The following is a 23490-nucleotide window of genomic DNA, read 5'->3' on the forward strand; positions in this document are numbered from 1 at the left end:
TAGAATCGGGACCCAATCAGATAGTCAATCAATAGGATGGACTCATCAAAGCAATAAACCATCACCCGGGAGGGGCTTTTAGGGGATTATATGGGGATATTCTTGGGCGATCAAATTTAAAATGTGTTCAAAGTCAAAGGACTGAATCTTATTGGCAATCAAGCGGTGAAGGTCGGAGAGAGGGGCGGGAATTTCCTGAATTAACTCAAGCAGTCGTTCAACATGGACTTCGATCGTCGCTTGTCTCAGTTGCATGACCCAATCGATCGGCATCGCGCGCAGGCCCACCAGCGCATCCTCAACGGAAGGGGCCGCCGTCACCTCCGGGGCGGCTGGCGGGTGGGGTGGGCTTTCGGCAAATAAGTAGCGCACACCCAAATGCTCCACTAATTTATCGAGAATCAGACGGTCTTGCAGGGGTTTGGGGACAAAGTCATCGCAGCCCATCGCCAAGGTTTTCATTCGCTCTTCCTCAAAGGCTCCAGCGGTCAAGGCAATAATTTTGGTGGGCAGGGAAGGGGTCACGGCGGGCAGTGCGCGGCGGGAAGCAATGTCACTTGGGGGCCGATCGGGGAGCAACCGTTCCCGTTGCCGAATTTGTTGAGTGGCTTCATAGCCATCCATCACGGGCATCCGAATGTCCATCCAAATCAGATGGGGTTGCCACAGTTCCCACAATTCCACGGCTTCCTGACCATTGATGGCCTCCCGCACCTGAAAGCCCAAGGGTTGTAACAGTGAGAGCATTAGCTTGCGGTTGGCAGCATGATCTTCCACAACCAGAATGCGGTAGGTCGGTTGTTCTGGAGCTAACCCGATCGGACGTTGCGTGAAAACGGGCGCGGGGATTCGATCCGTCGCCACAGCCTCGATCGGTAAATGGAAGCGAAAACAGGATCCTTGTCCCACGCGACTCTCAACGGTGAGATCGCCGCCCATCAACCGGACAAATTCGCGACTAATGGGTAAGCCTAGGCCAGTACCTTCCTGGAGCCGAGGTTGGGTCGAAGATTGGACAAAGGGTTCGAACAGAAGATTGAGTTCCTCCGGTGCGATGCCCATCCCCGTATCTTCCACCTCACAGATGAGGTAAGCCGCCTGCTGTGGATCGATCCAGTGGAAGGTTGTCAGAGCGATCGATCCATCTTGGGTCGAGAACTCACAACTCTTGACTCGCAGGCGAATCTGTCCGCGATCGGTAAACTTAATGGCATTGCTGAGCAAATTAATCAGAACTTGACGTAGCTTATTTTCATCGGTTTGGATATATTGCGGGATGGGTTCTGGATGCTCCCAAGTTAATCGCAGTCCTTTATGGTTTGCTTTGAGCTGAAACATTTGAATAAGACTCTCTAAAAAAGCTGGGAGATCAAACGGATTGGGATGGAAAACGCTGCGTCCCGCTTCAATTTTGGACATTTCCAAAATGTCGTTAATCAGTCCGAGTAAATGCTCGCCACTGCGGTTGATGATTGAGAGCTGTTCCTGGTGATTAGAATTCAAATGGGGGTCTTGGGCCAGTAATTGACTAAATCCTAAAATGGCATTGAGGGGCGTTCGGAGTTCATGGCTCATGTTGGCCAAAAAGGTGCTTTTAGTTCGGTTAGCCGCTTCCGCTGACTCCATTGCCTGTCGGAGTTCCGCCGTCCGTTCTTCCACACGACGCTCTAGATCCAGGTTCGTTTGGCGCAGCACTTCTTCCATCTGTTTGCGCACGGTCACATCCCGAAACACCGCAACGCCACCAATCACCGTCCCTGCGGCATCGGTCAACGGTCGAGCGGTCACTTCAACATGGAGCCCCTCGGAGCGGACAGCATTCTGGAGAAGCAGTTCCGCCTGATCCACTGCATGGCCTTGAATGGCTTGGGCTAGGGGAATCTGATCGATCGAACAGGGGCTGCCATCGGGCAAGTAAATGCCCCACAGACTTTGCCATTCTTCCGTTTGAGAATGTAACCCCTGAAGGCCAGTAATTTGTTCCACCGCAGGGTTATGGAGAATGATTTCTCCAGCGGCATTCGCAACAACAACGCCATCCCCCATGCTGTTCAAAATGGTTTGCAACAAGTGAGTTTGTTGCTGGAATTCTTCGGTCCGTCGTTGCACTCGTTGTTCTAATTCTTGGTTGAGATTCGCTAGGGCTTGTTCAGCTTTTTTACGATCGGTAATATTCATGGCGATTCCCGCAGTACCGATCACCGCATTTCCATCGGCCACGATCGGGGTTTTGATGGTTTCAATCCACTGTTCTGTACCATCAACCGTGATCAGCCGTTCTTCCACCCGCTTTTGTTGCCGAGATTGCATGACCTCCCGGTCATCTTGAACATACCCAGCCGCTAGATCAGCGGGCCAAATGTCTTGATCTCGCATACCCACTAATTCTTCCGGGGTATATCCACAGGCTTGAGCAAAGGGTTGATTGACCGCCAGAAAACGACTTTCCAGATCCTTTAACCAGGCAATGTGGGGAATATTATTCAGCAGTGAAATAACCTGTTGTTCCCGAATATTGGCTTCGGTTTCAGCCCGTTTGAGATTCGCTTCCGTTTCTTTTAAGGCAGTAATGTCCGTAATCGCCCCTAAATACCCAATGGGATGCCCTACAGTGTCAATTTCCGGGGTAATTTGACAGTAAAACCACGAGACTCGGCCATCGGGCAACAAGCAACGGCCTTCGCCCTGGTAATAACCGCCCTGCTCAGTATAAGCCTGCCTCCAGGCTGTTAAAACCCATGGACGATCGTCCGGGTGGATTGTTTGGAGCCACCCCTGACCTAGGGCACTTTCTGGGGCTTGCTGGGTCAGTTCACACCAGCGATTATTGATGTATACACACCGCCCCCTGTGATCCAAGCGAAACAAGCCCACGGGAACGGCTTCCGTCAAGGCAGCATAGCGCTGCTCACTGGCCTTCCGTCGGCTAATATCCGTGACAGTGCCAACGTAACCCAGGACTTGTCCCTGATCATCCTGTTCGGATACGGCTTGGCCAACCACCCAAGTCACGGTACCATCCGGTTTTTGCAAGCGATATTCACTGAAAAACCCTTGCTGATTTTGAACCGCAGTACACCATTCCCGAATCACCCGTTCGCGATCGAGGGGATGAATGGCCTCTTCCCAGTTGGCACCCGTGGAATCGGCTGAAGATTGGCCCGCCATTTCTAGCCATTTAGGATTGTGGTAAAGGCTGTTTCCTTGGGCATCCGCCCGAAAAATGCCCACCGGCGAATGTTCCGTCAAGGTTGCATAACGGCGTTCGCTTTGGTGTAAAGCGTCTGTGCGTTCTTGTACCCGTTGTTCTAGGCTTTGGGAGTAGGCTTCCAGTTGTTGATATAGTTGAGCATTTTCTAAGGCGATCGCCGCTTGGGTACAGAGAATTTTCAACCAATCCACCCGCCCATGACTAAAGGCGGCGGGGGTCACCTCATTTTCTAAATACAAAATCCCCATCAATTTCCCCTGACCCAAAATCGGCATTGCCAGCACCGAACAGACCGGATGGGTTTGCCAATAGGGATCGGTGGCAAACCAAGAAGTAATCCGAACCTCATCTAACACGATCGGTTCTTGGCAGTTAATGACATAGTGAATCAGGGGCAGGGGCAAATCCGATCGGGATTCTAGGGGAACTTTGGGGGGACGAATCACCTGAGTCAGCGGATGATCTACCATGGCGGCGATCGTCCAGTCACGCTCTTCCTGTAGAATCATCACGCCACGGGTTGCGCCAGCATTTTCCAAAACAACCTGCATTAATTTGGTCAGCAATTGATCAAGAACCACTTCCCCTGCCAAAATTTGGGAGGCTTTGATGATGGATGAAAAATCGAGGGCCTGTCCCAGGAGTAGGGTTGTCTGGAGATTGGAGACACTGTCGTGACTAGCGTTTCCTAAATTGCGACGGAGGGGAATGAGCAGGTGGGCGTAGTGCTGTTCTAAGTGATTAATTTTGGCGGTTGCCCCCCAACGGGCATAGGCATAGTAGGCATCCGTCAGGTAGACTTGCGCAATTTTCGGTTTGCCCCACGCTAGATAAAATTCGGCGGCCCGTTCGTTGGCAAGGGCTTCGTCTTGAATAAAACGATTTTGTTTGGCACTCGCGATCGCCCGATCGTAAAAGTCCATTGCCGCAAGATGATTGCCCAAAACCGCTTGGCGCTCAGCTTCGACCAATTCCCAGCGATGTTGATGATTGTTCGGTGCACAGTGAGACCAAGCCTGTAATTTTTCTTGATGCAATGCAACCCGCTCTAAGGTCAGGGCCAATTCCTGAAGGGCCAATTCCTGAAGAGTCAATTGCTGAGGGGCATTGGATGTCGATTCAAGCGCCGATAGTTTTTGAATGGAACTGCGATAATTGGCAAGATGAATTAAAGCATCATAAAAGTGATAAAGAACGACTTGAATTTGTGCAACAAGCGCATCCAGATGTTGTTCCGTGAGGGCCGCATACTGGGCTGCTGCTTCGTATTGACCAAACAGGTAACATAAAACCGTTTGGTTGAAATGAGTATGGGCTAACCCCGTACGATCGTTGGCCGCCTGAAGGTTAGGAATCATTTGGGCGGCGTCAAAGACTGATCCTTGCAAATGATAGGGAAGACACTGACCATGGTCTTCGGATTGTAATACCTGCACGTCCAGTCCAGAGTTTGATTCCAGCCCCGAGGATGCTTGCCCAGACTGCTCTAATAAATTCAGGACGGTTTGCCAGTAAATGCGATGAAAGGTTAAGGGGGCAGCTTGCTTCATCTGAGTCATAATTTGCTCGTAAAGCTGCATTTCCTCTGCCAGTTGAGGCAATTCTTGGCCACTAAAATAAGCGTGTTGGCAATAGCTGGATGCATTGAGTGCAACACATTCCCAATCCCCTGTTTCCCAACCACTGTGGTAGCCTTCTAAAAATCGGGGGAGGATAGTATGGAGATCATCTTTCCAGTGATGGATGAAGCCCGAAATAACAAAATAGGCTCTACTTTTGAAGAGGTTTGCTGGCAACTGTTCTAGTAAATGCAATGCCAATTGGCTAAATTCATAGGCGATTTCAATATCACTGTTAGATCCGCAAAGAAAAGCAGCGTAATCAGTGTAAGCCATCGCAGAAACTGGACAATGGCCATGTCCGATCGACAATTCCACCTGCTTAAAAACAAGAAAGGGAAATAATTCGGGTTCAGCCATATAAGCCGCTGAAACCAAGTTCGTCAGAATCTGCATTGCTGCCAAGCAAGTACGATCGGTCATTGCAGGCAAACTCACCAGATTGAGGGGAGAAGGCTCTGTGGTCACCACGGGGGCATTGGCAACCGTAGGATTTGACAACAATTGCTGGGCTCGATCGCGCCAGTGGTGCCAAGTTTGCTGAGCAGCGGTTGCAATGTCGGAGGGTTGGGGAGATTCGGGTAACGCAATCCCCAAGCCTTGCAAAACTTGTCGGCCAATTTGCAAAGCAGTTTGAAACTGACGCTGGGCCCGTGCAGTAATGATTCGCGTGATTTGCACAGGGATGGTATCCAAGACATCTCGTGCATGGGACAGAACGACTGCACTCCAGGGCTCAATTTGAGCATAATCAGTGTTGAGATAGGCGACTTCCACCCGATCGCGATGCAGCGCTAATGCTAAATCATAGTGCTGCTGCCAAGCATTCGTTGGCAAATGGTGAATTCCATGGGTAAAGTATTCGATCGCAGCGGCATAGGCTGTTGTATTTTTTGCTTTTTCACCGGCCTGCCAATTCAATTGGGACAGCATCAAAGGTGTGATTTCCAGTAATTCTGGGGAAGCGAGGTCAAGCGCAGTCATGGCTACCGAGCTTGCATTGACAGAGCTTACATTGACAGATCCTGCATTCAAATGCTGGACAATTTCAAACAAGCGTTCGGCTTGTTCAACCAGGGATAATTTTTGCAGCAATAATTGTCCAATGTAGTTGTGAACGCTGGATTGATCGCTTTCCGGAATCAGTTCATAGGCTGCTTGTTGAATGCGATCGTGGATAAATTGATAGGTCGATCGAACGGGTAGATCTGTCTCAATATCACAAGTTTGTGACAAGAGAATCAATCGATCGTCCGCCTTGACATGGTGGAGCTGATAAATGTCACTGGTTGCTGTTATTAAACCCGCCTGTAGCGCAGGCCAGAGACGATCGGCGGTCTCATGATCCGACTGATTTAAGATCAGGCTCAAGGTGTCTAATGTAAATTGATTCCCCAAACAAGCCGCTAGTTTCAAACTATCTTGGGTCTGTTGGGGGAGTTTGTGAATTTGCCCAATCATTAATTGCACAATATCATCGGTCAGCATCCATTCCGAAATTTGGGCCAAATCCCACTGCCATTCCCCCCGTACAGGATTAAAAATAATGAATCCATCTTTGTACAACGCAAATAGAAGTTGCTTCGTGAAGAATGGATTGCCCTGGGTTTGTTGGTAAACCAACTGAGTTAAAGCGGCCAAACTGCCGGGATAACAGCTAAACGTATCGGAGATTAAACAACGAAGTGCTGATAGAGTCAGGGCTGGGAGAAATAAGGTTCGTACTCGTACTCCGGCTTGCTCAATGGCCTCTAGGGTGAGCCTCAAGGGATGGGTGGATGGGACTTCATCTTCACGGTAGGCACCAATCAGTAACAACGATGCTTGGCTTTCCAATTGGCTTTCCAACAAGTAATGCATCATTCGCAGGGATGCCCGATCGGCCCATTGCAAATCGTCCAGAAAGATCACTAAAGGATGATCTTGATTGGCAAAAACTTGAATGAATTTCTGGAATAAACGATAGAAGCGGTTTTGTACAGCACTTCCAGAGAGTTCCACTGCGGGGGGTTGGGGGCCAAGGATTTGTTCTAACTCTGGAATGATTTCCAGAATGACCTGACTATCTTTGCCTAGGGCTGCTAACAGTTGAGATCGCCAGTGGCGGAGTTGCTGTTCTGATTCGCACAACACTTGCTGGACGAGATTCTGTAACGCTTGGACAAAGGCCGAGAATGGGTTGTCCCGTTGGGATTGGTCAAACTTGCCTTGAATACAATATCCTCGACGTTGCACGACAATGGATCGATAGACTTCGTTAACGACCGCTGTTTTACCAACGCCGGAAACGCCGGTTACTAAAATCAGTTCGCTACGATCGCACGGAGAAGGGGCTGGCTGAGAAGGCGTTGACTGAGAAGGCGTTGACTGAGAATTTGTAGTAGACGTTTCTGCCAGTGGATTAGCACCCGCAATTCGGTCAAAGGCATCTAGCAGTTCTGCCACTTCAGCGTCGCGCCCGTAGAGCTTGTCTGGTATGCGGAAGCGATCGCATCGATCTTGGCTGGCTAGGGGAAAGGGAGGAATTGCGCTTTGGGTGTACCAAGCTTCCTGGCAAACTTCTAAGTCGTGCCTTAAGCCCAACACACTCTGATAGCGATCGTCGGGATCTTTCGCCAGCAGTTTGTTGATGATGGCAGACAGCATGGGTGGAACGATCGAGTTGCACTCATGGGCCAGGGGCGGCTGTTGTGCAATGTGGCAATGCACCCATTCCAGAGCATCCTCCGCTTGGAAGGGCAATTGCCCTGTCAACAGTTCAAACCAGGTAATGCCAACCGCATAGAAATCACTGCGATAATCCATGCCCCGATTCATGCGGCCTGTTTGTTCTGGCGACAGGTAAGCCAGCGTTCCTTCTAGGCGCTGCGGAGGCATCAGCATGGGAGAGTCGCTAGGCAGCCAGGAGGCGACACTAAAGTCGGTTATTTTGATGAATTGGGTCTTGGGATGAATTAAGAAATTACTGGGTTTAATATCTTTATGAACCAGATTATGTTGACCCAACAGTTGTAGGATATCCACAATTTGTTGGGCGATCGGGAAAAATTCTGTCAAGGGCACTGTAGCTGATCGGGGTGATGCCGATCGGGGCAATCGAGCGATCGTCTCCGGGGAAGACTCCAAGGCAGTATGAACACGCTGGCGACGATCGAGATAGGTCGGCAGAGAAACCCCACCAAAATCTTCCATAATCAGGGCAAACCCATTCTGCCAAGGTTCCAGCGCATAGGGCTGAACCACATGGGGAGACTGGATCGATCGCGCACAATGAAATTGATTGCGAAATTGAATCAGCTCTAGGACCGTCGGATAGGGGGTTCGCAGCAACTTGATAATCACAGATCGTCGATCGGTGGTACGAACGGCTCGATACACCCACGTACGGGCGCTCTCGTAAAGCAGTTCCCCCAGGTCATAGCCTGCAACTTCAACGATCGGATCCATTTAGACACCTATTCTAAGCACTGCTGTACAAATTCTGCCTACAATCTTTCCTGTGATCCAGGGTAGATCGTTCTATGGAGAAGTGAGTACTTTTCGACTGTAGCCAGCCTGCGATCTCTGCTTTCTAAGCAATGACAACTTGTGGGCAATTTCTAATGGGGCCTTGCTCATGGGTTTAATCATCTGATTGAGATGCTTGCCAATTCAAGCAAGACAATCAATGGTTTAAGTATTCATTTAAGCAATCATTCAAGCAACGTTTTAATTCACGGTTGAAGCAATGTTAAAACGATCATTAAATCACTTCTTGATGATGGAATACCCCAATCTCAGAGCGCTGTGAATTCTTGTGAATCCTAGGGTAACTGTAGGGGAAAAGCTAAACTTAAATAAAAGCTAAATTTAAATGGACAATCGTTCCATTCTGGTCTGTTTCTGGCATAGTGGAGAGTAGATTTCCAGTGAAACTCTTGTACTGGATTGACGGAACGGAAGATAATAGAGTTCTAGACGACTCATGGCGTGGGAGGCAGACGATCGTGCAAAAACATTTCCAGGGGTTCAATGGGTTACTGCACCTACGTGGTTCCTTTTTCCCGATCGTCCTGCCGCGAGTGGTCATCTTCGGAATTTTTGGGAGTTATGTCGGTTGGCTATTCCAACGTGAAGGATCGATCGACCTCACCCTCCTGGGCCTCTTAACGGAAAATGTCGTTTGCAACTTGGTTTTGGGGTTGTTACTGGTTTTTCGAACCAATACAGCCTACGATCGTTTTTGGGAAGGCCGCAAAGCCTGGGGCGATTTAGTGACCAATATCCGCAATTTAGTGCGCCTGCTCCGAACCAACCTCATTAGCCTAGAAGGTGACGCCAAAGCTGAGCGCGATCGTATTCTGCAATCCCTCAGCATTTTCATTGTCTGCACGAAACTCTATCTGCAAAAAGGGGAACTGGATGCCCTGCAATCTGCGTCCCAGCGCAAGTTAGGACTAGACCATTTGCAAGTTGACCCCAGCACGATCGTTAAATTAAAAGCAGCCCAAAATCCCCCTTTAGAAATTCTGTTATGGGTCAGCATTTATCTGCAAAAAACCTGTGAGCAAGGCCATCTTGACAGTAGCCAACGCAGTGAAATGAACGCATTAGTCAATCAATTGGTTGAAGCTTTAACGGTTTGCGAACGCATTCAAGCGACACCAATGCCTTCGGCTTATATTTTGTGTCTAAAATTGTTGACGTTACTGTATTGCTTACTACTTCCCTTTGCGTTGGTTGAGAAGCTGGGGGTATGGACAGGACTGGTCACGGCAGTGATTAGTTTTGTTTTGCTCTGTGTGGAGGCGATCGGAGCGGAAATTGAAGATCCCTTTGGCAATGACGTGAATGATTTACCCTTAAATGAGATTTGTCAGTCGATCGTGAATATGGTCAATGACGCGATCGTCACGCGCCCCTACAAAGTACAGACTGCTGCGCAAACAGTCCCAAATCTGCAAGCATTACCCAATGCGCAAACATCACCCAATGCGCAAGCATTCCCTAAAGCATCTAATGATTTACCCACCAGAAATTTATCCAGCACAGATTTACCCATGACAGGTTTGCCCATGACAGATTTATCCAGCACGCCAGATCCCTCTCCACAGGGACGATCGACTCCCAAGCTCACTAAACCCTTTATTCAATCCAATAGTCAATCCAATAGTCAATCCAATAGCCACTCCAGCCCCACCTACCCTATTCAGCCCACCATTCAACCTGACTTGCCCGCCCTGTAGCGTTCTTGGTTAGCCGCGATCGAAGTGTGTCTTTGCAGCGAAATGAAGAATACTTTGTAAGTGAACAATACTTTGCAAGTGAACAATACTTTGCAGTGGATTAATCGACAGAGTTAACTGAAGATGCTTCTGGCTTATCAGCCTCCAGCTTGCCAGATTCTAACGAGTTATCTGCTGTAATCCGCATGACAACTAGGGTCATATCATCGGCATTGGGTTTGCCTTCGCCTACAAATCCTTGCACGGCATCAAAGAGATGCTTCAGGATTTGCTGTGGGTCGCTGTAATGGCGACAAGCCCACTGAAATGCTTTCGCTAAATTTTCTTCATCAAACTGTTGACCCGATTGATTAGCGGCCTCTGTAAAGCCGTCGGTGTAGTAGATAATCGTATCTCCCGATGCCAACTGAACTTGACCATCCTGATACTGAGTATTTGCCTCCAGACCAATCAACATGCCCAACGTATCTAAGCGGCGTAAGGTGTTGGTCGCAGCTTGCCAGAGTAAGGGCGGATTATGGGCGGCGTTGCTATAGGAGAGGATACGAGTTTTGGGATCGTATTCGGAATAAAACAGGGTTACAAAACGGTTGGAATTCTCCAAATCCGCATACATGACTTGGTTGAGGTGCTGCAAAATTCGGGCCGGCGAGTGCCGGTTGAGCACTTCTGCCCGCAGCATGCCCCGCAGCATGGTCATGATTAACCCAGCCGGAACCCCCTTCCCCATAACATCCCCGATCGCCACACTCCAATGATCGGGTTGATCTTGACTCTCAGGATGGGTGGGTGCAGCGGGAATAAAGTCATAGTAGTCACCCCCCACACGACTTGCGGTCTTACAAAGGGCTGCAAGCTCCACGCCGTCAATTTTGGGGCATTGGCGGGGCAATAGGCGGTATTGAATATCTGCACCAATTTCTAACTCACGATCGAGCCGCTCTTTTTTGCGTAGCTCTGCCGTTAGTTCATCATTTTCGATCGCGACTGCCGTTTGATCCGCCACCAATCGCACGAGCTTTTGCCGCTGTTCTGTCCAAGCATAGTCTGGATCCCGGCTAAAGACATACAGCCGCCCCCGTTCCTGCTTTTTAACCAGGATAGACGCCCCAAAAATCTGAATTTCTTCCCCCAAATAATGGCTAATTTCCACATCCAAATTCGCGATCGCCTGGGGCGATTTCACGATCGCTTCACTGGGGGGCAGGCTGATGATCGAGTTCGTCACTTTGCGCGCCGCCGACTCCAACGCCCGCCGAATATCCGGTGCCCAACGATTATCTTGGCAATGGAGCCGCTCGACCTTCACCTGACCATTGGCTCGGAATAACACCAAGGCTCCCCCGTCGGAATCCGTCACCCGACTGGCCATCAGGGGAATCAGTTCCAGGAATTGGTTGAGATTATTAAAGCTCCGAAGCGCAAAACTCAAGGAACTGAGGAGATCTTGAATTTTATGCTGTTCCCGATTCAGCCGAGCAACCAGTTCTTTTAACGCCAAAACAGGAGTGGCTCCCGCAGCACGGTTGCCGGGAGGGTCGGGTGGGGAGGGCTGTCTTGGCAGGGGCACAGCAGTCATTGTTAGAAGCACTTAGGACAGACATGAAAGCGGACAGACATGAAAACAGAGTCACCCATAGGTCTGAAGACCCTACGATCGCCCCAGGGAGAATTCTGACGGTATCGGAATTCGATTGGGGCTTTCAGTCTAACGCGAACCTGTGGACAACAATATTAACGAATCCACTCAAGTTTGTGGATAAATCCTATACGTCTACTCCCAACAGAGTTATGCCTCAGGGAGCTATACCACAGGCGAGTTATGTCAACGGGTGATTGGGAGAATACTGGGGTACCCAAAAATTATCTGTAGACAAATTTAAGGATACACAGCATAGATTTCCCTAATCCAGAGAAGTATACACAAGTGTTGAAAAAACAGTATCACTAATATTTGAGAACTGTCTGAAAATTTGGAGTAATCTAGCCTGTTCTTCAGTCATGGGGGCTGGGCAGAACCTGTAGCACCCTAGGTGCTAGCGATTTTGATGCCTAACGGGGGCTGGAAAGTCAGGGGGCTGGAAAATCAGTCCAAAGATTGAGCTTGTTGGCGAAGCCGCAGTGCTAGCCAGCCCCCGATTGCGCTGCCCAAAAAGTACGTCGGAAAATCTTCCCAGGTAAACGTGGTGCCTAAAACTAAGCGGCCTAGAAGGGTTCGGCGAGCAGCAATGAGGGCCGGATCCTGGGACAGTTGGAGAAATTCCAAGGCGCAGGTGACGCAACAAACCCCGATCGCGATCGCTGGGGGCCGTAATTTTGGCCAAATTGCCAAAACTAGGAAAATCCAGAAACTTTCATAGGCAACATTGCCCACTGCATTGTTAAACCATTCCGGTGTGATGCCCGTTGCAAAGCGGACACCGTACCCAACGGGAATGGCAACTAGGGCTGCTAGGAAGAGACTCAATCGGTATTTCCAGTGCGATCTTTCGGTCTTTGATCGATCAATTTTCGATCGATCAATCTGCGATCTCTCAGTCATAGGGCTGCCTTGGTGGGAAAGGGCGCAATTTCGCGGGCGGGTTCGGGTAATTGGGCCTGTTGCTGGCCTTGCCATCGGGCATTAAGACACAGCAGCCCGATCGGGGTATTGATCAGATCCACAAGACTGGATTGGCGGAATAGGAGCCGCAGGAGGGCAATGGGAAATTCCTTGAGTCCCCAGCGGGCCAGCCGATAGCCATAGTACTTTGGTAAGGGTTCTGCCATCAGCCCAATGCCATGGAGATCATGCAAAAAGCGGTTCGATCGACCATACCTACGCCACTGGCTGAGCAATTCAGCCAGGGTTTGGCGGTGGCGATGGCGCACGATCGCGGATTCTGCGAAGTGCCACTGACAAGCAGTTTCCCGTAAAATCCGCCAGCACAAATCAGCATCCCCCCCCGTGGTGAGGTAGGGGCGAAATAATCCCACGGACTCCAAGAGCGATCGCCGCAGCGCTAAGTTGGCAGTTTGGCCATAGGGGCAAAAGGGGTGAGCCAACGTGTGTTTCTGGGAGAGGGTTTCCTGACGATCGGCGTATTGTTCCAGTAAGGAAGATCCCGGCAGAGCCTGAACTTCTCCGGCGACTAACCCGATCGCAGGATTTTCAAAAGGTTGCATCAAACGCTCTAGCCAGGTTGGTTCAGGCCGACAGTCGGCATCGGTAAACGCTAACAGCGGTGCATTGGCCGCACAAATTCCCCGATTGCGGGCTGCATAGGAACTTTGGATGGCAGATTCTTGCAATACTCGCAGCCCCCATCCATCGCTAGCCGCTTTCTGAGCCGCCGTTTGTAGCCGTTCCAGCGTATTATCAGAGCTATTATTGTCAACTATGAAATATTCCACGCGATCGCGGGGATAGGTCTGCGCCCCTAGGCACCGTAACAAATCCTCTAGATCTGATTGACCGTTATAGATCGGAATAATGACAGAAACCGCTGGCTGAAAAGTCATGGATAGGGATGAGGGTGCATTGCTGTTGTTTCAGTATGGGCACGATCGAGCAAGGAATTACAACACCCCACTTGATTGATAGCCACAATTGCAGAAGCCTCTACAGAAGCCTCCATGGCAGCCGATTCTGCAAGAAGCCACGGTTTCGTTCAAACTTAAATTGCCGATTCGAGAGCGACTACCCTAGACTCTAGAGTAGTAACCCTTTTTTATCTACCGAACGACCTGTGACTCAACAGCCTCAGCCCCAACCCTCCGATGATGCAAATTCTCCAGTTCCCCAACCTAACTTGAGGAAGGATGCATTCACCATGCCCTACGCCACCTACCGGGGAGAGTTTATGCCAGAACATTTACTCTTCAACGCTAATTTGCAGGAGTTTGCTCAGCGCGTCTCGCTGCTCTGTAATTTAGAAACGGCGGGCAAAGTTTCCCCGGAAGAGACCTATCAACAAATCAAACAATTGTGGAAAGATCTCAAATCCTCTAAAAAGACGCTTTTGGATGAGGCAGACCAACGCCGATCGGATAATTCCCCCTAACAGCGACCTTCGCGGGTCAGATAGGTTTCCACCAGTTGGACAATTCTCTGGGCTGCAAGCCCATCGCCAAAGGGACTAATCGCATTGGCCATCGTTTGGTAGGCGATCGGATTACTCAGAAGTTCACTGGCTTCTTGAAAGATTCGATCGGGATCCGTACCGATTAATTTGGCAGTTCCGGCCATGACCGCTTCAGGTCGTTCTGTATTTTCGCGCAGTACCAGCACCGGTTTGCCTAAACTGGGAGCTTCTTCTTGAATGCCACCGGAATCGGTGAGAAGTAGAAAACACCGCTTCATGGCCCCGACCAGTTCAGTATAGTCCAGCGGCTCCGTTAGAAAGACCCTGGGATGGCTGCCTAAAATGGCTGTGAGGGGCTCCCGCACAGTGGGATTGCGATGCAAAGGAAGCAGCAACGCCGTATCTGGGTAAGCTTCTAGAATTTTCAAAAACCCTTGGGCAATGTTTTGCAAGGGTTCCCCCCAGTTTTCGCGGCGATGAACCGTGGACAGAATCACGCGATATTGGGCCCAATCCAAACCCGGCACGTCACAGGCTGGATCCCGCTGCGCCACTTCTAACAAGGCATCAATGACCGTATTGCCCGTTTGGTGAATTTCCCCCAGCACCCCCGATTGCTTGAGATTTTCCACGGATAATTGCGTCGGTGCGAAATGCAGTTGGGTAATTTGCGAGACCAAGCGCCGATTCGCTTCTTCAGGGAACGGGTTGTAGATATCTTCGGTGCGTAACCCGGCTTCCACGTGACCCACTGGAATTTTTTGATAAAACGCGGCTAAGGCTGCGGCAAATGCGGTGGTGGTATCCCCTTGGACGAGCACCATACTAGGGTTAAGCGACTGGAACAGTGCCTCTAATCCTCGTAGGGCATTGCAAGTAATGTCAGTCAAAGTTTGCTGGGGTTGCATAATGGCAAGATCCCGATCGGCTTTGAGATCAAATAAGTCCATCACTTGATCCACCATTTCCCGATGTTGCCCCGTCAAGACCACCTGGGTTTGGAAACTTTGCGATCGCTGGAATGCTTGGATCACAGGAGCCATCTTAATCGCCTCGGGGCGGGTTCCAACAATAATGCAGACGGGGAGAGGAAATTTGAGCATGGTGCTGGAGAAATTGAGAAGGATAAACCCATTCAGGATAAACCCACGCGGGATACACCTATTGTGGGAACGTTAGCCTTTCACCTAACGTTAGCCCTTCACATATAGCCCGATTTGTCCCTGTTTGCCAAACAGATTTACCCCCACGGATGACCGCACCACCAAAACTCAGCATAAAAAAACTCAGCCCTGGGCTGAGTTGAGGTTTGAAGCAATCTGTCTGAACAGCTTATTTAAACGTAGTAACAACGTAATAAGAACTGCACCGTAACCGGGGACGTATGGTGAAACGGTTAGGCTTCCTATCCTTTCACATCACAGGTCAAGGGGCAGGAGGCATACACCGAGGTGGTAGAAGGGTTTTCAGCACCATGGAGCCACCGCAGCCACTCCACATCAGAGGGATGAATGCCCTTCAAAGTCAAGAAGGTGGACACGGCAACAATTCCCAGTACGTGCACTCCGATAAAGCCTACGGCAGTTAGCAGAACAGCACTGGTCGGCATAATGGCATGCAAAGTAACAGCCATCAGAGAGGCGATCGAAACAACTAACACCAAAACGGGGAACCCAATCACAATCATGCAAACAGCAAGCACGAATGACCAAATCAGGATACTCTTCAGCGTTGAAATCAAACCCAAACCGACAGCATTTTGACTATTTGCTAATGCCATACTTTTTTCTCCCAGAGTGCAATGGATATGAACTTGTACCAAACCTCTCGACAATCCCAAAAGTAGATCCTGCAATGATCCCCGCGATTGAGATTGAATGGATTTCAGTATAGGGAAAGCACTGAAGGAGGGGAAGAGCTATTTAATAAATTTTACAGTTTTTAGTTTTCAGTCTCATATTTAGTGAGTATTTCTACTAGTTATCTTGCTTCTAAAGCCCATAAAACCCAGCCTACATGGGAGATTGATTCCTTCAATGAGTAATTATGCATATTGCAAAGATCTAGAATTTAAAAATACAAATTCCGTGAAAAAAACATCAATAAAAAACAACAACCATAAATAGTTGTTGAATCATTTAAAGAAAAACTATCAAGATTGATTTTTGTGAAGAAACGGTTACGAATTGCTTAATAATTCACTGAATCTACTTGCCATTGCAGCATTCTGCGCTGTTTTGAGCCAAGCTGGAGAGAACCGAATTACTAGAGAACTAAGAATCATAGGGATTTTTAGGCTCAGGAATCGATTGGCTGGTCGTTTCTTGAATCACAACCTGTCGTTTATTGTCTAGGGTTTCAGTGATCATTTGACCTTGAACTTCCAGCCAGCTATCCGGTTTATAGAGATTCCGATCGCCCGTTTTGACCTTTACCGGCAAGCTGACGGGATACACATCTGCTGCACAGCACGTGATGACGAAGCGCGTCAGAAGAAAATATTCCTGGGGTAAGTTGGGGGGATGTACCACAAATCCTTGCAGTTTAGCCTTTTGACCCGTGTAGAGATCGGGTTCAGGGCGAACTTGCAACTCTCGGATCCATTCAATTAATGTTTTATTTTCCGGATTTTTAGCAGTCTGAAAACTTTGGGGTTTGACCCGAGTCAGGGTAATACTATCGTTGACCCCCCGTTGCAGTGCGGTCTGACTGGCGAAGGCGCGGGGAGGAATAATCAACCCGAGAATCGCAACGGTGAGTAACAACAAACTACTCCATCCCGGTGGGAGCAAATTGATATGTTGCACCACTGGCAAAGCGTTGCGCGATCGTTGGAGTAATAACCAAGCTTTGTAAAACGCCACCAGGAGCAACACAACCCCAGTAATTACAGTAAGCAGCGAATAGTTGGGATGAATCAACAAGGCCAATTTGCCTGTGCCCCAGTAGACCAGAAACAAAATTCCCCAAGCAGTAATGGCAACAATATCTAACCACGGCAGAATTTTGGGCGGAAATATGAGTTTCTTAGGAGCAGGGCGAGACATAGGCAAGCGGGATGAGATGGACTAGGACTGAGAGCCTGCGATCGAGGCTCTGGATCACATGCTTCGCAATTCTAGCGTGTTGCGTTCAATTCCAGGGTTCATCAAAATCTCAGGTTCACCAGAATCTCGAGTAAACCCAATCAAGGGCAGAAAAATAAACTCAAGGGCAGAAAATAAACAGTTGAGTCGAAATGGCGATTGTCCATTCCTGACTCAACTGTAAGAACTATGTCGATTACCGATCGCCCATTCCTGTAGAAAACCCCGCTGATTCCCTTGACGAAACGCCCCAGAATGACAGGGCAGCTATCGGCGATCGAGGGTTTGGGGTGAGTTAAGGCAGAGGGCGAACTATTCCGACAGGCGAGTTAGACTTTCGCCAAACTCAGTTCCACCTTGGCAAGACTATGGGGAACGTACATCTGATTGACATAATCGATCAGCATCCGATGGGTATTGAATGCCGGACAGTTGGTCTTGATCGAAGCTTTCATCATCTTGACCCAGTTATGCGGAACGCCATTTGCATCCTGGTCGTAGTAAAGCGGTAGAATTTCCTGCTGTAGCAAATAATAGAGTGCTTCTGAATCGATCTTGTCCTGGAGCGCTTGGTCGCTGGTGTGGGCATCTTCCCCGATCGCCCAACCATTCAGTCCTCGGCCTTGGGCATCGGCTTGGTAGCCTTCGCACCACCAACCATCCAACACACTGCAATTCAATCCTCCGTTCACGCAGACCTTTTGGCCGCTGGTACCCGAAGCTTCTAAGGGACGGCGCGGATTATTCAGCCAGACATCAACACCATGCACCAGCTTGCGGGCCGTGTACATGTCGTAATCTTCGATGAAGGCAACCCGATCGCGCAGATCGGACTGGCGGCACCACTCCATCAGCCGTTGGATGATGCGTTTCCCTTCTTCGTCTGCGGGGTGCGCTTTGCCGGAGAAGATGATTTGAATGGGTCGATCGGTGCTGCTGAAGATCTCCAATGCCTTTTCGGTATCCCGCAGCAGTAAATCCCCCCGTTTGTAGGGACTGAACCGACGGGCAAAGCCGATCGTTAAGATACTTGGATCCAAGAGGTGATTGGTGGCATTGACTAAACTCCAATCTTCCCCCCGTCCTTCCCGGGCCGCCCGTACCTTCGATCGGGTATGGGCCACGAGACGGGCTTTGAGGATTTGGTGTCGTTGCCAAATTTCTTGATCCGGAATTTGATCAACCTGCTCCCAAAGCTTGGGATCGTGCATGTGATCCTGCCAGTTGGGTCCCAAATAGCCATCAAACAAATCGGCAAACAATGGTGCAATCCAACTAGACATATGGACCCCATTGGTGATGTAGCCGATCGGCACATTGTCTTCACTGCGATCGGGGTACATGACATTCCACATCTTGCGGGAGACTTCTCCATGGAGACGACTCACCCCATTAGCATTACGACATAACCGCAGAGCCAATACCGTCATTCCAAACGGTTCCCAAGGATCCCCTAGGCGGCGTGCTCCCAAGGAGAGAAACTGCTCCCGCGTCAGCTTCAATGCTTCCCAATAGTTCGCAAAGAAAGAATCAATCAAGTCGGCGGAAAAGACATCATGCCCCGCTGGCACAGGGGTATGGGTGGTAAAGACACAGCGCTCCCGCACCGATTTTTCGACATCATAGAAGGCTTGCCCCGTTTTCTGCATGGTTTGCCGACAGACTTCCAGCAAGCAGAAAGCTGCATGGCCTTCATTGAGGTGGTAAATCGCGGGTTCAATGCCCAAGGCTTCCAACGCCCGTACACCACCGATTCCCAGCAGAATCTCCTGGGCAATCCGCGTTTCCTGGTTCCCGCCGTAGAGGTGCCCAGTTAGCCAGCGATCGATGGGATCATTGCCGTCAATATCGGTATCTAACAGAAAGAGCCTTGTGCGACCAACTTGAACTTGCCAAATTTGAGCTTGCACCTGTCGGGTGCGGACTTGAACGGCGATCGTGAGAGGCTGACCTGCGGAATTCGTGACTGGACTTAAGGCCATGCGCTCAAAGGGCGCGTCCACGTAATAATCTTCCTGCCAACCTTCTCGATTTAACCGCTGACGGAAGTAACCCTGGCGGTAGAGTAGGCCGATCCCCACCATGGGAATCCCTAGATCGGACGCAGACTTGAGATGATCGCCCGCCAAAATTCCTAGACCGCCAGAATACACCGGCAGCGATTCATGAATGCCAAACTCTGCACAGAAATAGGCGATCGGATGTTGACTGGACAGCTTATCTGAGACCCCCGAAAGTGACTGATTCACCCAGGTGTCTTGTCCTGTCATGTACTGATCAAACTGAGCCAGTACTTGGGCGAACCGTTTCATGTACTGGGGATCACAAGTCAGTTGTGTGAGGCGATCGGGAGAAACTTGCTGTAGCAAAATGATGGGGTTATGACTACAGCGCCCCCACTCAACGGGATCAATCATCACAAATAACGAAACCGCTTCATGATGCCAACACCACCAATAGTTATAGGCTAGATCAGCTAATCGTTTCAGCGATGTTGGTAAGCGGAGGCTCAGTTGGGCCGCTGGGGAAGGGTGATTTACCATAATTGCAATCTTGAAAGTGACAGTGGCAGAGCCGGACTCTGAAGCTTTGAAACGACACTCCAACTCTGAAACGCTAAAAACCTGTTTGCTACACCTAATCTTCCAGAGAGTTCAAATCAGTCGAAAGCAATGGGATTGGAATCATTAGATGAATGCTATGCTTGACGGCTCAGGAAGCTAATTCCAATGAGGATTCACCAAGATTTTTATCCTCTTCATCGCTACTGTTGGCGATGCTCCCATCCTCCCCTAGGATTCCTAGGAAATCTGTTAGGCTGTCGTTGATTGGGCCGTCTGTTTACGGAATCTATTGCCTGGGCTGTTGTTGACTGGGTTATATCGTGTCCATGAGAAGTAGCGATTGCGACCCTCGATCGAGTCAGGCGTACTACCAGGTTTTATCGTCTTAGTTTCCAGCTTACCCTAGGTGATTGTGAAAGGAAGGGTCTTGTGTAGTTTGTTACAGTTCTCGACAAGAGTATGGGATTGTTCAACTTTTGGCTGCATCTTGTAATATTGCGCCATCACTTTTTTGGCGCGATCCCGACTGAGCAAATTGCCAACAAAAAACCTTAGTCGTGATTGCGACTAAGGCCAGAAAATCGTTTTATGGCTGAAAAACTTGAGAGTTCTGGTGAATTGAGTCATTAGGCAAAGAAAATCGCTGATCCCCAACGCTTTCCTAGAACTTTCTCAACGGCTCTACAGTAGATCAATTCGTCCATCATTACGAATGTAGAGGGCTTTGTCTCCTGGTTTCTGGGCCGCAAAGGTAAGCTCTACCCGCAAAACATCCAATCTAGGCTGAGAGAGCTTTGCTTTTAGAGGGGTTTCATTTTTTTCCCAAAAGACCACTGAAGCATTGGGTTCTGTACTACCACCCCGCTGAAAGGCGATTCGGCCCCCCCCAGCCAAAACGACGGGACGCGCCCCTTGAACTTTTTCGATAAATAAGGGACGTCCTGTGCGGTTCCAAACTTGGACTTGAATGCGTTTACCGGGCGTGAATTGCAGCGGTTTGGGAGGACAGCGGTTTGCACAGGTTCCAACTTCCTCGGCTTGGGCTGAAGTTTCCGGAGTGATCCCCATCCCTTGCGGGCCGAGGCTGGGGAGTAACAGGAGCCCGATCGCGATACCGATCCCCCGTAAACCAGAGATTCTCCGTAACCCGATTCCCCGTAGACCATATTTTGTCATCTGTGCCCTCCTGCGTTATTCACCGCAATTGATTGCTTCATCCGTCACCCAACAGATCAAAAAATCCATCCTCAAGCTCATAGCCTAAAACCTTCGCCATCGCTTTAATCCGCGATCGCCCCTCAATCCCCTCCGATCGCATCCAACGCAGAAGCGTAAAGGTCTTGTGCATGACGAAAATTTCCAGGGCTTCGGGGTTGAACTGAATTCCGTCCTTGGGGTGAAACTGATGGGGGACTAGCATGGCGGTATAGCGAGCAAGTTCTCCTGATCGCCAATCGAGTAGAAAGGGCAACCAAGGATAGCAAGCATCGAGACGAATAAACCAAAGCCGCACCTCGGGAATCTCTGACCATTCACGGGGATCCCCCGGTTCTCGATCGACCGCAATGGTAAAGGAAAGCTGCTGTTCATAATTCAGAATGTCATCCCGCAGCGAATCCAGAAGTTGTTCCGCTTCGGAAATATCAATCCGATTGATTTGGTCGGTAGTCAGCGTAATTGAAACAGGCATAACCATCATGACAACGTGCAGAAACTATTCTGACGCTTTCTCGGCATCTCGATACTGGTAAGTCGGCAAAAGAACATTGAAAATTGAGCCATCATTGGGACGACTTTTCACGGAGATCGATCCACCACAGCGTAGTAGGAGCTGTTGTACGATCGTTAATCCCAGTCCCGCCCCACCGGGATCGTCCATGGCAATTTGGCGAACGCGATAAAACCGATCGAAGATTTTTGGAATTTCCTGAACCGGGATCCCTACACCAGTATCCTTGAACTCCAGTTGAATGTAATCGCCCTGTTGCTTGGCTCTGACCCACACTTGACCGCCACGGGGGGTGAACTTGATCCCGTTATGCAGCAAACTAACGACAATCTGACGCAACCAAGGGTTTAAGCAAGCGATCGCGGGCAAGCCCTCGGGAATGGTATAGGCTAACCGAACTCCTTTTTCTTCTGCCAGCGGTTGGTAGGTACTGACCACTCCAGGCACCACATCCGACAGCGTGATGGGTTGTAAGGTCTGCCGCTCCGCCATTTGGTCTAAACTGACGAGATCTAGCAAACTGCCAATCAACGAACTTTGGCGATCGCACTCTTTCACCAGCAAATCCATATAGCGCTGGCGTTGAGGGGGTTTAATGTTCGGCGAATTGAGCAAGGTTAACGCCGTTTTCATATTGGTCAGGGGAGTACGCAACTCCTGTCCCACATTGCTGATAAATTCGTCCTTCGCCCGAACGGTATTAATCAATTCTTCATTTTGAATCTGGAGGACTTCTACAATTTCGGCCTGCTTGCGATAGGTGTTAGAGCGCTGCCAGAGCTCTTCCTGACGATGCAGATGCTTCCCTAGCAACTGATTGATTAACTGAGGAGATGAGGTTGGCAGGGGTTGCTGTATTCCATAGCTATGCCACTGATCCACAATTTGCGACAGCGTATAGGGAGCCTCCGGAGAGAGGTGGTCAGTGACTTCAAAACTGGACGATCGTACTAAGGATTCCAGCCGGAGTAACAATTGCTGAATTCGAGACGGATCTAGGGTATGAACCAAAGAAAGTTGATTCCGTTTTTCCGTCGGTTCAATGGGCGGTTCTGCAACCTCGTTCTCCACTTCACTTAGTTCACTGCCCCGCTTCAATCGGCTCCGTTGAGCACACACCCCATTACAAAACTGGCTAGACCATACGATAAAGAAAAATTCTCGGCGAAGGAGCATATCCCCAGCTAAGTGCAGTGTCACTAAGCGATCCTGGGGCGTTGCATGGGAGCGGTAGCTGTCAACCACTAGTGGATTCAGGACTTCTTGAACCGCTGTCTGTTCATCACTGGTTTCTTCTAGCGTATTTCGAAACAGAAACAGACTTCGAGGCCCCCCTGCCAGGGCAATGCAGCGATCGATTTCACCCTGCCAAGACTCGCCCCGTGGCAGCTTTGCCCAAATCACCACCGGCGTTTCCAAGGCCATCAGCAGATCGACCTGATTTGCAATGAACCCTTTAAACGTATTCGGACTCACCTGAATCGGCGAAATATCAGTCTTGACCAAAAAATCATGGGGGGACAGCTCGAAGGCAAGGGATGCGTTCATAAAAGTTGCAGTATCAAGGGTCTCATCTGGCAGGTAGTCAACAGGGCAAAGTTTAAGGAACTGAGCCAGGATTCAGTGAAGACTCAGTATTGATCTAGCCACAATTTTAAAAAATGGCATCACTTTATGAAAAAAATCGTAGAAAAAAATTCCCTAGCATCGATTGAAGTGAATCAAAATGATGCAAGTTCAAACGGTGAAATTGACCCAACGGGGTAACAGTACAGTACCAGTAGAGCCATTAATCGTCTGTGATCTCACCATGCTCTAATCAAATAGGCTCCATACATCACGCACCTAGATGATACTCACTTAGCTGGTAACCCACTGACTCTGGGATCCACCGATCTGGCGCGCAATTACAGCATCAAGTCAGTAAATAAAGGTCAAAAAATAAGGGCAGTCAGTATCACAGCACCCTAATGGCACCTTTGCATTAAGCCC

General features: G+C 49.5%; 13 protein-coding genes. 2 read left to right on the top strand and 11 right to left on the bottom strand.

The features are described 5' to 3' along the window. Positions 1 to 78: 78 nt before the first annotated feature. Positions 79 to 8277 carry a PAS domain S-box protein gene (locus H6G21_RS00970; RefSeq protein ID WP_190569575.1) on the bottom strand — a complete coding sequence of 2733 codons (8199 nt, stop codon included), beginning with the start codon at positions 8275 to 8277 and terminating at the stop codon, positions 79 to 81. Between the two features lie 539 nt (positions 8278 to 8816). Between H6G21_RS00970 and H6G21_RS00975 the strand changes: the two genes are divergently transcribed. Further along, entirely contained in the window at positions 8817 to 10055 is a 1239-nt protein-coding gene (locus H6G21_RS00975; protein WP_190569577.1) for a bestrophin family ion channel, read from the top strand. A gap of 100 nt (positions 10056 to 10155) precedes the next feature. Here the strand turns inward: H6G21_RS00975 and H6G21_RS00980 are convergent, their stop codons facing one another. From H6G21_RS00980 to H6G21_RS00990, 3 genes are all read right to left on the bottom strand, one after another. Beyond that, positions 10156 to 11634 (bottom strand): GAF domain-containing SpoIIE family protein phosphatase, encoded by a 1479-nt coding sequence (locus H6G21_RS00980; RefSeq protein WP_190569579.1) that lies wholly within the window; start codon positions 11632 to 11634, stop codon positions 10156 to 10158. Positions 11635 to 12141: 507 nt separating this feature from the next. Further along, positions 12142 to 12522: a DUF2809 domain-containing protein gene (locus H6G21_RS00985; protein WP_242041568.1), complete on the bottom strand. Its 381-nt coding sequence runs from the start codon at positions 12520 to 12522 to the stop codon at positions 12142 to 12144. Positions 12523 to 12593: 71 nt separating this feature from the next. After that, a complete protein-coding gene (locus H6G21_RS00990; protein WP_190569584.1) occupies positions 12594 to 13556 on the bottom strand; it encodes a glycosyltransferase in 963 nt (320 codons plus the stop codon). A 311-nt stretch (positions 13557 to 13867) separates the two neighbouring features. Here H6G21_RS00990 and H6G21_RS00995 point away from each other — a divergent pair, with 311 nt between their 5' ends. After that, a complete protein-coding gene (locus H6G21_RS00995; protein WP_199306977.1) occupies positions 13868 to 14098 on the top strand; it encodes a hypothetical protein in 231 nt (76 codons plus the stop codon). On the opposite strand, the gene wecB is transcribed toward H6G21_RS00995, so the two are convergent. The 7 genes from wecB to H6G21_RS01030 all read right to left on the bottom strand — a co-directional run bounded on the left by wecB (position 14095) and on the right by H6G21_RS01030 (position 23046). After that, positions 14095 to 15222, bottom strand: coding sequence for a UDP-N-acetylglucosamine 2-epimerase (non-hydrolyzing) (gene wecB / locus H6G21_RS01000; RefSeq protein WP_190569588.1), 1128 nt, complete (start codon positions 15220 to 15222; stop codon positions 14095 to 14097). The genes H6G21_RS00995 and wecB overlap by 4 nt on opposite strands. A gap of 302 nt (positions 15223 to 15524) precedes the next feature. Next, positions 15525 to 15899, bottom strand: coding sequence for a hypothetical protein (locus tag H6G21_RS01005; protein WP_190569590.1), 375 nt, complete (start codon positions 15897 to 15899; stop codon positions 15525 to 15527). A 493-nt stretch (positions 15900 to 16392) separates the two neighbouring features. Further along, positions 16393 to 17166, bottom strand: coding sequence for a TIGR03943 family protein (locus tag H6G21_RS01010; RefSeq protein WP_190569592.1), 774 nt, complete (start codon positions 17164 to 17166; stop codon positions 16393 to 16395). 368 nt (positions 17167 to 17534) lie between these two features. Beyond that, positions 17535 to 19748 (bottom strand): alpha-glucan family phosphorylase, encoded by a 2214-nt coding sequence (gene glgP, locus H6G21_RS01015; protein WP_190569594.1) that lies wholly within the window; start codon positions 19746 to 19748, stop codon positions 17535 to 17537. Positions 19749 to 20450: 702 nt separating this feature from the next. Beyond that, positions 20451 to 20945: a hypothetical protein gene (locus tag H6G21_RS01020; RefSeq protein ID WP_190569596.1), complete on the bottom strand. Its 495-nt coding sequence runs from the start codon at positions 20943 to 20945 to the stop codon at positions 20451 to 20453. A 37-nt stretch (positions 20946 to 20982) separates the two neighbouring features. Continuing rightward, positions 20983 to 21459, bottom strand: a complete 477-nt coding sequence (locus H6G21_RS01025) for a CRR6 family NdhI maturation factor (protein WP_190569598.1) — start codon at positions 21457 to 21459, stop codon at positions 20983 to 20985. Positions 21460 to 21483: 24 nt separating this feature from the next. After that, positions 21484 to 23046, bottom strand: coding sequence for an ATP-binding protein (locus tag H6G21_RS01030; RefSeq protein ID WP_190569600.1), 1563 nt, complete (start codon positions 23044 to 23046; stop codon positions 21484 to 21486). Between the last annotated feature and the right edge of the window lie 444 nt (positions 23047 to 23490).

The sequence above is a fragment of the Alkalinema sp. FACHB-956 genome (assembly GCF_014697025.1).
In the GTDB taxonomy this organism is placed as follows: domain Bacteria; phylum Cyanobacteriota; class Cyanobacteriia; order Leptolyngbyales; family Leptolyngbyaceae; genus Alkalinema.